The organism is Zhengella sp. (assembly GCF_041397485.1).
In the GTDB taxonomy this organism is placed as follows: Bacteria; Pseudomonadota; Alphaproteobacteria; order Rhizobiales; family Rhizobiaceae; genus Zhengella.
The window spans coordinates 454296-468084 of record NZ_JAWKWO010000004.1; the positions used below are offsets into that span (position 1 = coordinate 454296).

12 protein-coding genes are annotated in these 13789 nt (G+C 66.0%); 5 read left to right on the plus strand and 7 right to left on the minus strand.

The window, feature by feature from the left end; translation table 11 throughout:
- Positions 1–170: 170 nt before the first annotated feature.
- The 5 genes from R3D65_RS14615 to rirA all read right to left on the minus strand — a co-directional run bounded on the left by R3D65_RS14615 (position 171) and on the right by rirA (position 4672).
- The gene (locus tag R3D65_RS14615) at positions 171–1139 is read right to left on the minus strand and encodes a TAXI family TRAP transporter solute-binding subunit (protein WP_371275974.1); all 969 of its coding nucleotides are present in this window, start codon (positions 1137–1139) and stop codon (positions 171–173) included.
- A 151-nt stretch (positions 1140–1290) separates the two neighbouring features.
- Positions 1291–1998: a fumarylacetoacetate hydrolase family protein gene (locus tag R3D65_RS14620; RefSeq protein WP_371275975.1), complete on the minus strand. Its 708-nt coding sequence runs from the start codon at positions 1996–1998 to the stop codon at positions 1291–1293.
- Positions 1995–3032 (minus strand): cupin domain-containing protein, encoded by a 1038-nt coding sequence (locus R3D65_RS14625; protein WP_371275976.1) that lies wholly within the window; start codon positions 3030–3032, stop codon positions 1995–1997. Before R3D65_RS14625 ends, R3D65_RS14620 begins: the two co-directional genes overlap by 4 nt.
- Positions 3033–3125: 93 nt before the next feature.
- The gene (locus R3D65_RS14630) at positions 3126–4127 is read right to left on the minus strand and encodes an ROK family protein (protein ID WP_371275977.1); all 1002 of its coding nucleotides are present in this window, start codon (positions 4125–4127) and stop codon (positions 3126–3128) included.
- Between the two features lie 101 nt (positions 4128–4228).
- Entirely contained in the window at positions 4229–4672 is a 444-nt protein-coding gene (gene rirA, locus R3D65_RS14635; RefSeq protein ID WP_371275978.1) for an iron-responsive transcriptional regulator RirA, read from the minus strand.
- Between the two features lie 230 nt (positions 4673–4902).
- Here rirA and R3D65_RS14640 point away from each other — a divergent pair, with 230 nt between their 5' ends.
- The 5 genes from R3D65_RS14640 (at position 4903) to R3D65_RS14660 (ending at position 11132) form a co-directional block, all read left to right on the plus strand.
- Positions 4903–6174: an imelysin family protein gene (locus R3D65_RS14640; RefSeq protein WP_371275979.1), complete on the plus strand. Its 1272-nt coding sequence runs from the start codon at positions 4903–4905 to the stop codon at positions 6172–6174.
- A 68-nt stretch (positions 6175–6242) separates the two neighbouring features.
- Positions 6243–7346, plus strand: a complete 1104-nt coding sequence (locus tag R3D65_RS14645) for a hypothetical protein (protein WP_371275980.1) — start codon at positions 6243–6245, stop codon at positions 7344–7346.
- A gap of 12 nt (positions 7347–7358) precedes the next feature.
- The gene (locus tag R3D65_RS14650; protein WP_371275981.1) at positions 7359–8936 is read left to right on the plus strand and encodes a di-heme oxidoredictase family protein; all 1578 of its coding nucleotides are present in this window, start codon (positions 7359–7361) and stop codon (positions 8934–8936) included.
- Positions 8933–10036 (plus strand): imelysin family protein, encoded by a 1104-nt coding sequence (locus tag R3D65_RS14655; RefSeq protein WP_371275982.1) that lies wholly within the window; start codon positions 8933–8935, stop codon positions 10034–10036. The genes R3D65_RS14650 and R3D65_RS14655 overlap by 4 nt, the downstream gene beginning before the upstream one ends.
- Position 10037: 1 nt before the next feature.
- Positions 10038–11132 carry a DUF1513 domain-containing protein gene (locus R3D65_RS14660; RefSeq protein ID WP_371275983.1) on the plus strand — a complete coding sequence of 365 codons (1095 nt, stop codon included), beginning with the start codon at positions 10038–10040 and terminating at the stop codon, positions 11130–11132.
- A gap of 14 nt (positions 11133–11146) precedes the next feature.
- Here the strand turns inward: R3D65_RS14660 and R3D65_RS14665 are convergent, their stop codons facing one another.
- Together R3D65_RS14665 and R3D65_RS14670 are read right to left on the minus strand one after the other, a co-directional pair.
- Positions 11147–12277, minus strand: a complete 1131-nt coding sequence (locus tag R3D65_RS14665; RefSeq protein WP_371275984.1) for an FAD-dependent monooxygenase — start codon at positions 12275–12277, stop codon at positions 11147–11149.
- A gap of 12 nt (positions 12278–12289) precedes the next feature.
- Positions 12290–13789, minus strand: a complete 1500-nt coding sequence (locus tag R3D65_RS14670; RefSeq protein ID WP_371275985.1) for an aldehyde dehydrogenase — start codon at positions 13787–13789, stop codon at positions 12290–12292.

The following is a 13789-nucleotide window of genomic DNA, read 5'->3' on the forward strand; positions in this document are numbered from 1 at the left end:
TTGCCGCCATGCCGGCGGCGGCCTGCTTGTCCCGCAGGTTTCCGGGCCACGCATTTCAGCCGCGGTCCCGGACAAAATCGGGCCGGGCAGCATTGCTACCCGGCCCGAAGAGGTCTTGCCCGCCCGGATTACCCGGATCGCGGGCCTTCAACCCGGTCGCGCCGGACGGATTACATCCAGCCGCGCTCCTTGTAGTACTTCACGGCACCGTCATGCAGCGGCGCGGAGAGACCGTCCTTGATCATCTCCTCTTCCTTCAGGTTGGAAAAGGCCGGATGCAGCTTCTTGAAGTCGTCGAAATTGTCGAACACGGCCTTGACCACCGTGTAGACGACCTCCTCGGACACATCCGCCGAGGTGATGAAGGTGGCCCCCACGCCAAACGTCGTCACGTCTTCATCCGTGCCCTTGTAGGTACCGCCCGGGATCGTGGCGACGCGGTAATAGGGGTTTTCGTCGACCAGTTTCGTGATCGGATCGCCTTCCACCGAAACGAGATTCACATCGCAGGTCGTGGCGGCCTCGGTGATGGCGGCAGCCGGATGACCGATCGTGTAGATCATCGCGTCGATCTTGCCGTCGCACAGCGCCTGGGCCATTTCCGAGCCCTTCAGTTCGGCGGCAAGCGCGAAATCGTCCATCTTGATGCCGAAGGCGTCCATGACGACTTCCATCGTCGCCCGCTGGCCCGAACCCGGATTGCCGACATTGACCTTCTTGCCCTTCAGGTCGGTGAAGCCCTCGATGCCGGAGCCCTCGCGCACGATCAGCGTGAACGGTTCCGGATGAACGGAAAAGACCGCCCGTTCGCCTTCCCAGGCGCCCTGGTCCTCGAACTTGGAAGTGCCGTGATAGGCATGGTACTGCCAGTCGGACTGGGCGACGCCGAACTCCAGCTCGCCGGCGCGGACCGTGTTGATGTTGTAGACAGAACCGCCCGTCGATTCGACCGAGCAGCGGATGCCGTGCTCCTTGCGATTCTTGTTGACGAGGCGGCAGATCGCGCCGCCGGTCGGGTAATAGACGCCGGTGACGCCACCCGTGCCGATGGAAATGAACTGCTGGTCGGCGGCAAAAGCCGAGGCAGACAGGGTCATCCCGCTTGCTACGATCAAGGCGCCAGCTACGGTTTTCATCATGCTGCTTCTCCCATTCTTGAACCTTGGATGTAAGACCGAGGTTCAATTGGGCATGGGGGAGGCGCAAACGTCAACCCTTTGGTCAAATTTCACCATCCGACGCTACGGCAACCGCCGCGCGAACTCGAGCCTTCCCCCTTTTGCGGCCAGCCTATTCCGGCTGGCCGATCGTCAGCTCCACCGGCGCCAGCCCGTCGATCGTGCCGACGATGGCCTGACCGGGTTCGACAGGGCCGACACCGGCCGGCGTTCCCGTGTAGATCAGGTCGCCCGCGCGCAGGTGGTAGTAATGCGACAGATGCGACACCAGCTCGTCGACGCTACAGATCAGGTCGTCGAGAACGGCATCCTGCTTCAGCGCACCGTCCACCGTCAGCCGGATCGCCTGCGGCCCGACCGCGCCAAACGCCGCGGCCTTGGTGATTTCCGCGATGGCCGCCGATTGCTCCACGTCCTTGCCGAGATCCCACGGGCGTTGCTTGGCGCGCGCCGCCAGTTGCAGGTCGCGCCGCGTCATGTCCAGCCCGCAGGCATAGCCGTAGACGGCTTTCGCCGCGTCACCGGGCGACACCCTGAACGCCGGGGCGCCCAGCGCGACCACGAATTCCATTTCGTAGTGGAAGTTTTCCGTTCCCGGCGGATAGGGGATGGTCGCGCCGCTCTGGACGATCGCGCTCGCCGCCTTGGTGAAATAGAACGGCGCCTCACGGTCCACCTCCACGCCCATTTCAGCCGCGTGGGCGGCGTAATTGCGTCCGACGCAGAAGATGCGATGGACCGGATAACCGGCTGTCTCGCCCTTGACCGGCACGACCGGGGAAGCGGGAATGTCGAAAAGAAGGGATGCGTCTGCGCTCACCGGGCTCGTTCCTCGTAGTAACCGAGTTTCTCCTGCAGCGGCCGGTCGTGGACCCGGATGAGGAAGGATTCCTCCGCCGCCTCATGCGTGATGGCTGCAAAGACCGGCGCCGTGAACGTGTCCTTCGGCCCCCATGCGATGGTCTCGCAATTGATGACCGTGCGGCCCTGCCCCCTGACCACGTGAAATGCACCGGAGGAAGAGCGCAGCGGCGGCGCCTCGCGCCCGCCTGCCGGAATCATCATGGCCGTGAATCCCATGGTCGGCAGCACGTCCGCCCCAGTTTCCGGGTTGACGAAATCCAGTTCCGCCACCGCGTCGCCGCCATGCGCCGCGACCTGGCGCAAGGCCGCTTCGGTTCGGGTCCACGGATAGCGCATCATCGGATAGCGGCGCATTCCCGCACCCGGCTTGCGCGACGGCGCCAGTCCGGCCGCCAGGTATTCGACCTGGCTGGCATCGGGCCGGTTGCGCTGCGCCTGCAAAGGCCCTTCCGTCGCATAGGATCCTTCCAGATAGTAGAACAGCGGCAGGTCGAGGGCATCCAGCCACACGACCGGCTCGCTTCCCTCATGGCCATGGTCATGCCATTCACCGCCCGGCGTCAGCACCAGATCGCCTTCTTCCATCGGCAGCTTCTCGCCATCGACGACCGTATAGCCGCCCTTGCCCTCCACGATCACCCGCACCGCGCTCGGCGTATGCACATGGGCCGGCGCCGTTTCGCCGGGCAGCAGAAGCTGCATGCCCAGGTAGATGGAAGCCGTGGCCTGCATCGCGCCGACGCCGCGCCCCGGATCGGACAGGACAAGCACTCGCCGCTCGGCCTTCTCCACCGGCGTCAGTTCGCCCGCACGCATCAGCAGCGGCCGCAGCTTTCCGTAGTTCCAGTAGCCCGGCCGCGTCACTGCGTTCGGCTGCCCATGCGGCAGCACGTTGCGCATCATCGGCCATAGCGGCGCCACTCCGGCCGCCGCCATGTCGTCGCGGTAATCCTGCGGCAAATCCTCAAGCCTGCCCAATTGCTCGCCCATGGCGCATCCTTCTCGTGCCTCGCGGCGGTCCCGGTTACGGGACAAACCATATAGGACGCATACTTACTGTTTTGCCGGCAGCGTCAAGCCCGGTCATCGCGTCACGTGGATGGCCCGTTCCACCTCGAAGGCATGCGGATTGGCGGCATAGGCGGAAATCCCGTCCAGCGCCGGGGTGCCGCCGGGCATCAGGAAGAGCGGGATTCCTGCCATGATCGCGGTGAAAGGCGGTTTGTCCTCGAAGGCGTGGCGGAAGGCCGGGCCGCGAACCAGATCGATGAGGTGAGCCGTCATGCCGCCGGCCAGGTAAACGCCGCCGCGGGCCAGGGTCAGAAGGGCGAGATCGCCGCAATAGCGCGCCAGGAACGTGGTGAACAGCGTCACCGCCTCCACCGCCAGCCCGTCGCCCGCATGGGCCAGCCCGGTGATTGCCGCCGCGCGGACAACCGATTCGCTGTCTGGCCTGCCCTCCAGCCGCTTCAGCCCACGATAGAGGTTTTCCAGCCCCTGCCCGGACACCGCCATTTCCACTTCCAGCCGGCAACCGCGCATCTCCAGATGGGGCCAGAGCGCGAATTCGCGTTGCGTGCGCGGACCCAGATCCAGGTGGCCGCCCTCGCCCGGAATGACCACCCATTTGCCGCAGGCCCGCACGATCTGCGCGACGCCCAGCCCCGTGCCCGGTCCGATGACGACACGCGGCGCATCCTCCTCGCGTGCCGATCCGCCGATCTGCTGCATCGCATCGCCGGGCAGGCTCGCACAGGCCAGCCCCTGGGCGAGAAAGTCGTTCATCACCTGCACCTGCTCCAGCCCGAGCGCGGTGCGGATGGCCTCGGGATCGATGACCCAGGGCGAATTCGTCAGATGGAACGGCGGCTCGTTCACCGGGCAGGCCACCGCGATGACAAGTGTCTGCGCGGCATGGATGACATCGGCCGGATAGGCTGCCGTCAGCGCTTCGACGATGGACGGCCAGGCGGCATTCTTCAGCTCCACCGTCTCGCCCATGGCGGCGCCGTCCGGCCCGATCACGCGAAAGCGCGAATTCGTGCCGCCGATATCGCCCGCGATCACCGGAAAGGGCATGGTCATGGTGCTTGCTCCTGGCCGTCCTTCACCCTCGCCATGGCGCCGATGGCTGCCATCGGCACCGGTATGAAAAGAAAGACCGGGCTTGTCCAGCCGCCACCGGATCAGGCCGCCGGCTCCAGCCCCAGCAACGCATTGACATGGGGCCTGTTGCGCACCAGGTCCGCGATGGTATGCGCCGCCAGCACCGCGAAGAAGGCATTGAGCGCCTCGCGCAGCGCCGAATTCAGCGCGCAGGCGTCGATCAGCGGACAGTCGGCGGCCTCGTTCTCGAAACACTCGGCCATCACGAAATTCTCTTCCGTCACCCGCACGACGTCGAACAGCGTGATGTCCTCCGCCGCCCTGGCCAGTTTCACGCCGCCATTGCGCCCGCGCACCGTCACCATAAGCCCTGCCTCCACCAGCGGATGCAGGATCTTGAACAGGAAAAGGTCGGAGACGCCGTAGGCCTTCGCAATGACAGGAACCCGGCTGAGTTCCGCCGGATTGGCCGCGCAATACATCATCATGCGGATGGCATAATTGGTCTGGCGTGTCAGGCGCATGGGGATCTCCGGCTTGCGCCACGAGGCGCAGATTGTAACGTTTCCAAACTAGATGATTTGACTCTGGTTTCAAGCCTCCATATCCAAAAGCGAACGCTGAAACAAACGGCCGCACGTCAGGATTGTGCGGTGCCGCGATCAGGTCCGGCCGCCGCCCCCGGCTGAATTCACCGGACCTGCGCGCGCACCGGACGGCTTGGCTTTGCCTGAAAACCGACTGGAGGGATCCGATGAAAACCAAGCTTCTGAAACGCCTTGCGCCCGCGCTCGTCGCGGGTCTGCTCGGCACCGCAAGCCCGGCCCTTGCTGCTGACACGCAGGCTGTTCTCGACACCTATGCCGGCATCGCGTTCGCCGGCTATCAGGATGCGCTGGCCAGGGCGCGCGATCTCGACAGGGCCGCCGAAGCCTTGATCGCCAACCCGTCCGCCGAGACCATGGTCGCCGCCCGCCGGGCCTGGCTGGCATCGCGTCCCGCCTACCAGCAGACGGAAGCGTTCCGTTTCGGCAACCCGATCGTCGACGACTGGGAAGGCCGCGTGAATGCCTGGCCGCTCGACGAGGGCCTGATCGACTATGTCGACGCCTCCTACGGCACCGAGAGTGACCGGAACGCGCTTTATACCGCCAACGTGATCGCCAACACATCGGTCAACATCAATGGCGAGATGACCGACGTTTCCGAGATCACGCCCGCCCTTCTGTCGGGCACATTGCAGGAAGCCGGCGACATCGAGGCCAATGTGGCCACCGGCTATCATGCCATCGAGTTCCTGCTCTGGGGCCAGGACCTGAACGGCACCGATGCCGGCGCGGGCGACCGGCCATGGACCGATTATGCGAAAGGCGACACCTGCACCAATGGCCATTGCGACCGCCGCGGGCAATATCTCGCCGCCGCGACCGATCTGCTTGTCGCCGACCTGGAGGAAATGGTCGCCAACTGGACGAACGGCGGCGCGGCCCGCATGGCGCTGGAAGGCAAGGCCGGCCTTGCCGCCATGCTGACCGGCATGGGCTCGCTTTCCTATGGCGAACTGGCTGGCGAGCGGATGAAGCTTGGCCTGCTCCTGCATGACCCGGAAGAGGAGCACGACTGCTTCTCCGACAACACCCACGCCTCCCATCTTTACGACGCCGTCGGCATCCGCAATGTCTATCTCGGCCAGTATGAACGCATTGACGGCACCACTGTCGAGGGCCCGTCGCTTTCCAATATCGTTGCGCAGAAGGACAAGGCGCTCGACAGCGAACTGCGCGGCAAGCTCGACGCAACCGTTCAAGCCATGAGGGCGCTGCAAGCGCGCGCCGAAGGCGGGGAGGCCTATGACCAGATGATCGGCGAGGGCAACGAGGCTGGCAACGCCGCCGTGCAGGCGGCCATCGACGCGCTGATCGACCAGACCCGCTCCATCGAGCGCGTGATCGCGAAGCTCGGCCTTGATGGCATCGCACTCGAAGGCTCCGACAGTCTCGACAGCCCGAACGCGGTGTTCCAGTAGAAAATGCCGGCGGCGGACAAGAGGGCCGCCGCCTGCCCGACAAACAATCTTGAGGGGAAATGTCACCAATGAACAGGGTTCTGGCATCCATGGCCTTCGCGGCCTGCCTTTTTCCGGCTTCCGTTCTTGCCGAGGAGGACGACCGCAGGCGCGGCGAAGGCCCGCGGCCCCTGATCGAAGGCGAGTTCGAGGTCGGCCTGTCCTCCGACTGGATCGTCCGGTCGGACGATCCGGACGCCGAGATCCTCGATCTCTACCCGGAGGCGGAATTGACGGTCACCTTCAATCCGGCGCAATGGCTCGCGTTCAACCTTGGCCTGACGCTTGAGCCGGTCCTCGACCCTCTGCCCTCCGTCGACCGCTATTTCGGCGACGTTGGACTCTATGTCGATACGCTGAACGTGCAGGTGGACCTGGGCAACCTGAACCTGACCGGCGGCAAGTTCGCACCCGGCTTCGGCATGGCCTGGGACGTGACGCCCGGCGTCTATGGCACCGAATATGCCGAAGATTACGAACTGGCGGAAATGATCGGTTTCGGCGCCGCCTATGCGATTGATGCCGGGGGCGCCGGCACCATCACGCTCGGCGGCAACGTCTTCTATCTCGACGACACGTTCCTGTCGGATTCAGCCTTCACGCGGCGCGGCCGCAACACTGTCGCGGCTGGCGGACCCGGCAATACCGGCCGGCTCGACAATTTTTCGTTCACGCTCGACGGCTCCGACATTCCGTCCATCGAAGGTTTTTCCTGGCACCTCGGCTATGTCCACCTGTCGGCCGGCCCTGGCGACATTTCCGACGTCAACGGCTTTGCCGCCGGCCTTGCGAAGGAAACGGAACTGGACAGCGGCATCACCCTTGGCGTCAACGGCGAAGTGGCCGTGTTCGACGGCTACAACGGCGCCAACGATGACGCCGTTTACGTGACCGGCGGCCTTTCCTTCGCCAACGGCCCCTGGCATGGCGAGGCTGCCGCGACCATGCGCCAGGTCCGATATTTCGGCGGCGGGCGGGACAATGATTTCATGGCGCAACTCTCTGCCGGATATGAATTCGACAATGGCGTCGACCTGTCCGCTGGCTACGGCTTTTTCCGCGAGGGCGGCGAAGCCAGCCATGCCCTCGGCCTCCGCCTGTCGAAAAGCTTCGCGTTTGAAATTGCGAGATGAGGACAAGGCCCGATGACCGAAGACAGCCATGACGCGGATACGGGCTGGCGGCAGGCGAGGCCGATGCTGATCTGTGCGGTCCTGCTCACGGTCCTGGCCAATCCCCTGCCCTTGGCGCAAGCCGGCGAAGAAACCGGCTTTGCCTTTCCCGCCGAACGCACCGACCTGACGCCGAAGGACCGCAAGCGCGTGGCCAGGGTCACGCGCCCGGCGACCGACTTCACGAAGGCCGAGCGCTTCGAGACCATGGCCGGCGGGGCCGCCACCTCCACCAGGATCGTCAACCGCGATGCCTTCTCGCATCCCTCCGCCAACCTGACCTTCAGGGAGGAAGAGACCTTCAAGCTGGGCAATGCCCTGTTCCGCAAGCTCTGGGTCTCGTCGCCATCATCCACCCAGGCCTCCGATGGTTTGGGCCCGCTGTTCAATGCACGTGCTTGCCAGAGTTGCCACCTGAAGGATGGGCGCGGCCATCCGCCCGAGGGCGACGCCGATGCCACGTCCATGTTCCTGCGCCTGGCGCGCGGCCCGTTGACCGACGAGGAACGCGCGCAGCTTGAGAACTTCATCGCCCCAAACCTGCCCGATCCCGTCTATGGCGGTCAATTGCAGGACCAGGCGGTGACCGGCCTGAAGGCCGAGGGTCGCATGGTCATCTCCTATGAGGAACGTCCTGTCGCCCTGGCCGACGGCACGCTGGTTTCGCTGCGCGCCCCCACATATTCCGTGGAAGGTCTCGCCTCCGGCCCCCTGGCGCCGGGCACCACGCTGTCGCCACGCATCGCCAACCCGATGATCGGCATGGGCCTGATCCAGGCCATCCACCCCGCCGACATCGTCGCCAATGCCGATCCCGACGATGCCGATGGCGATGGCATTTCCGGCCGCGTCGCGCTGGCGCGCGGCACGACCCGCGATGCGCCCGTCATCGGCCGTTTCGGCTGGAAGGCGCAAAACGCATCCATTCGCGAGCAGGGCGCCGAGGCCTTTGCCGGCGATATCGGCATTTCCTCGCCCGATGTGCCGAGGAGCCACGGCGATTGCACCGAGGCGCAGACCGATTGCCTCGCCATGCCGACCGGCGTGCAATCGCGCCTGGGCGACACCGAAGCACCCGACCCGGTACTCGATCTCGTCACCTTCTATTCCGAGAACCTGGCCGTGCCGGCACGCCGCGATGTGGACAAACCGCAGGTGCTGCATGGCAAGGAACTGTTTTACGAAAGTGGCTGTGCGTCCTGCCACAGGCCCAAGTTCGTCACCCGGCGCGATGCGGCAAAAAAGGCCCATGCCTTCCAGCTCATCTGGCCCTATTCCGATTTCCTTCTGCACGACATGGGCGAGGGCCTGGCCGACGGACAGGCTGTCGGCGTGGCAACGGGGCGCGAATGGCGAACGCCGCCGCTCTGGGGCATCGGCTTGACGGAAACGGTGAGCGGCCACACCTATTTCCTGCATGACGGCCGCGCGCGCGATCTCACCGAAGCAATCCTTTGGCATGGTGGCGAGGCGCAGGCGGCCCGCGACCGCTTCGCCGCACTGGACAAGGCGGCCCGCGACGCCCTGATCGCATTCCTGGAGTCATTGTGAGACCTTTCGCCCCTGCCTTTCTTGCCCCCGCCCTTCTTGCTCTCGGCCTTGCCTGCGCAATTGCCAGGCCCGCCTTTCCGGCAAGCCCGCAGGACAAGGCCGACGTCGTCCGCGCCGCCATCGAGAACCATATCCGCCCGGCCTATGCCGCCTTCCATGCCTCGACCGGGGCGCTTGCGGCTGCGGTGACGGAACTCTGTGCAAAGCCCGGCGGGCCATCTCTGGCGCAAGCCCGCGATGCCTTCGCCGGCGCGGTCAAGGCATGGAGCTTCATCGAGTTCGTCCAGTTCGGACCTGTCCGCGAGGACAACCGGCTGGAGAAGATCCTGTTCTATCCGGACCGGCGCGGCATAGGCCTGCGGCAGATCCAGGCGCTGCTGGCAAAGCCGGATCCGGCGGAACTGGCCGGTAACGGCATGGCCGGGAAAAGTGCCGCCCTTCAGGGGCTTCCCGCGCTGGAATTCCTGCTACACGGCACGGGCGCAGAGGCGCTTGCGGAGCCGGGAGAAGGCGGCTGGCGCTGCCAGGTCGGCCGGGCCATCGCCGCCAATCTCGATGCCAACGCCGGCGCGCTTGTCACCGGCTGGGGTATCGACGGCGAGATCGTGCGCCTGCTCACCCATCCCGGCGGCGCAAATCCGCTCTTCGCCAATAAGGATGAAGCGCTGGCCGCGATCCTGAAAGTGCTGCCCAACGGTTATGAACTGATCGCTGAAACGCGGCTTGCACCCTTTCTCGGGGAAGATGCTGGTCAGGCCAAAGCCAAGGCCGCCATCTGGTGGCGCTCCGGCCTGACAGCGGACGCCCTGCGGCAGAACGTCCTCGGGCTGCAGGCGCTTGCCGAGGCGAGCGGCGCGCTGGATCAGCTTGCCGGCGTTTCCGCCTATGCCGCGACCAACCTGCCCTTCGAGACAGGAGCGGCGCTGGGCTATCTCGACCGGCTTGAACAACCGGCGCCGCAAGCGGCGGAGACAGAACAGGGCCATACCCTCCTCTCGCTCGTGCAAACCGGCGCGCGCAATCTGCGCGAGGTCGCCACCACCGGCATTCTGGGCGGTTTCGGCCTGGTCGCGGGCTTCTCCTCACTCGACGGAGACTGACATGACCGCATGTGTCCTGGATCGCCGCATCTTGCTGGCTGGCGCCGGCTTCACCTTTCTGGCGTCCCTTGCACCGCGCGCCGCCAGGGCCGCCATGAGCGGCGACGTCCTCATCGCGTCGGCCTGCCGTTTCGCGGACGGCAACCATGGCGCGGTGTTGCTCAACGAGACGGGCGAGACCGTCACCCGTATCGCACTGCCGGGGCGCGGCCATGACGTCACGCCGCATCCCGATGGCAGGTCATACGTCGCCTTCGCCCGGCGTCCCGGCAATTTCGCCGTCGCCTTCCATGCCGCCGGCCAGCACGAACCCGCCGTTTTCCATGCCCCCGAAGGCCGCCATTTCTTCGGCCATGGCGCCTTCTCGGCCGACGGGCGCCTGCTCTACGCCACGGAAAACGACTACGATGGCGCACGCGGTGTGATCGGCATCTATGATGCGACCGACGGGTTCCGCCGGACCGGCGAGTTCGACAGCCATGGCACCGGCCCGCATGAAATCCTGCTCATGCCGGATGGCAGGACGCTTGCCGTCTGCAATGGCGGGATCGAAACCCATCCGGATTTCGGCCGCGCCAAGCTGAACATCGAGCGCATGAAGCCGTCGCTGGCCTTCATCGACGCGGAAACCGGCGCCCTGATCGAGCGCCATGAACCGCCCGCCGCCCTGCATCAATTGTCGATCCGTCACATGGCGGCCACGCCCGATGGGCGCGTTCTCTTCGGCTGCCAGTATGAAGGCCCCGCCAGTGACCTGCCACCGCTCTGGGGTACGGCCGCGCCGGGCGAGGCCATGCGCCTGTTCGAACGCCCGGAGAGCGAACGCGCCGCCTTCCGCAACTATGTCGGCTCTGTCGCCCTGTCACCCGATGGCGAGGCGCTGGCCCTGTCTTCGCCACGCGGCAATCACGTCGCCTGGGCATCGCCGAAGGACGGGCGCATCCTGCGCACGCAGACGCTGCGCGATGGCTGCGGCATCGCCTTCGCCGGCGGCGATCTCGTCTCCACCTCGGGCGAAGGGCTTTTCCGCCACGGTGCCGTCGAGCGGACCTGCGGCTTCGGCTTCGACAATCATCTCGCCGTCACGCGGGCCTGACGGGACAGCGGACGTCAGACCGCGGCCTGCCAGGCGTCATAGCCATAGACCCAGTCGGCATTGCCGCCTTTCTTGAGCCATTCATTGCCGCGCGAGGCGATCTGGATCCTTGCGGTGCGCTCCTTGCGTGCCGCCTCGTAGCGTTGCAACGCGTCCGGCACGCCGGCGCCATCGGCGGCTTCGAGCGCCCGCGCCAGCACGATCGCGTCCTCGATGGCCTGGCAGGCGCCTTGCGCCATGAAGGGCGTCATCGGATGGGCGGCATCGCCCAGCAGCGTCACGCGGCCCGTCGACCATCGCGGCAGCGGATCGCGCACATGCAAGGCAGACTTGGTCACGCTGTCGCAGGCATCGAGCAGGCGGCGGGCCTCCGGGTTGAAATCGGCATAGGCGGCGCGCAATTCGCCAATGTCGCCCGGTGTGGTCCAGCTTTCCTCCCGCCAGTCATCCTGAGGCGTGGTGGCGAAAACGAAGATCTCGCGCCCTGCCGTCAGCGGAAAGGTGACGATCTGCCGGCTCGGCTCCGGTCCCCACCACTTGGTGAAGGCGTCGAGATTGGGCAGGTCGGCGGCTTTTTCGCGCGGAAACGTCGCCCGCCACGAGACAAGGCCGGTGAATTGCGGGTTTTCCGGCCCGAACACCGCGCCGCGCACAGCCGAATGGATGCCATCGGCCCCGATCACCACGTCAAACGAAAGCGTCTCGCCATCGGCGAAGGATACCGTCACCGCATCATCGCTCTCGTCCACCGCCGTGGCCTTGTAGCCCATCCGGAACCGTGCGGGATCGATCTTTTCCTCCAGCGCGCTGAGCAGGTCGGCGCGGTGGATGGTGAGCTGCGGCGCGCCATATTTTTCCTCCGCCGTGTCGCTCATTTCCAGACGGGATGTTTCCTCGCCCGTGTCCCACATCCGGCTGATGCGGTGCGTGGGCCGCGCAGCCGTTGCGCGCAACCGCTCGCCAATGCCCAGCCGGTCCAGCACATGCACCGCGTTGGGCGTCAGGTTGATGTCCGCGCCGACACGGCCGAATTCGCGCGCCTGCTCGAAAATCGTCACGTCATGGCCCATGCCGATGAGCGCGATGGCAGCCGTCAGCCCGCCCATGCCCGCGCCGACGATTGCGATGGATAGCCTGTTGTCCATGTCCTCTCCTCCTCACGCTCCGGGCCAGCGCGCCCATGGATGCGGTTGTCCTGACAGATCCTGGTAAAGCGACTTCTGCCGCGTGTAGGCGAGCATGCCGGCGCGGCCCTTTTCGCGCCCCATGCCGCTTTCCTTGTCGCCACCGAACGGCGTCGAGATCGAGAATTGCTTGTAGGTATTGATCCACACCGTGCCGGCCTGGATGGCGCGCGCCACCCGCCAGCCCTTCGGGAAATCGCGGGTCCAGATGCCGCAGGCCAGCCCGTATTGATTGTCGTTGCCCTTGGCGATCACGTCAGCCTCGTCATCGAAGGGCAGAACGGCCAGCACCGGGCCGAAGACTTCCTCGCGGCAAAGCTCGGCGTCGTTGCCCAGTCCGGCGATGATCGTCGGCAGGTAATAGGCGCCCCCCGCCAGGGCCGGATCGTCGGGCCGCCTTCCGCCGGTGAGCACCTGTCCGCCATCGGCGACGGCGCGCGCCACGAAGCCCTCGACGCTCGCGCGGTGGTCGGGATGGACCAGCGGCGCCACCTGCGTCGCCGCGTCATGGGGATGGCCCGTGACGAGCCGCTCCGTGGCCTCGACCAGCCGGGCGACGAAGGCATCGTAGATCGAGCGCTGCACGAACAGCCGCGACCCCGCGATGCAGGACTGGCCGGACGAGGAAAAGATGCCGAACAGGATGCCGGCGATGGCCAGATCCATGTCGCAATCCTCGAAAACGATGGTCGGCGACTTGCCGCCCAGTTCCAGCGAGACCGGCATCAGCTTTTCCGCCGCCTTCATGGCAATGCGCCGGCCCGTCGCCGTGCCCCCGGTGAACGACACCTTCGCGATGGACGGATGCTCGACCAGCAGGTTGCCGATTTCCGCGCCGGAGCCTGGCAGAACGGAAAAGAGCCCCTTCGGCAGGCCGCTTTCCTCGATGATGCGCGCCAGTTCCAGCGCCACCAGCGGGCTCCAGGAGGCCGGCTTCAGGATCACGGCATTGCCCGCCGCCAATGCCGGCGCAACCTTCTGCGCGTCCGAGGCGATGGGCGAGTTCCACGGCGTGATCGCCGCGATGACCCCGAGCGGCTCATGCAGCGACAGCGTCAGCGCATCGCCGCGCTGGGCGGTCATATCGCTGTCCGTGGTTTCGCAGACCGCGCCGAAATAGCGGAACGTACCGGCGGCGGACGCCGCCAGCGCCGCCGTCTCCCGCAGCGTCTTGCCCGTGTCGCGGCTCTGGATCCAGGCGATGCGTCCGGCATTGGCGTCGATGCCATCGGCGATGCGGTAGAGAAAACGCGCCCGCTCATGCGGTTTCAGCGCCCGCCAGGCCGGATCGGCCTGCGCCTTGACGGCCGCCTCGATGGCCGCGATGCCGTCCTCGCGCGACGCCCCGTCGATCACCCGGTTGAGGCTGCCATCGGCGGAAAAACGCGATTCGATTGGCGCGCCGCGCCCCTTGCGCCATTCGCCGGCAATGAACAGCAGGTTTTCGGGCAGGGCACAGGGCTGGATGCTCAT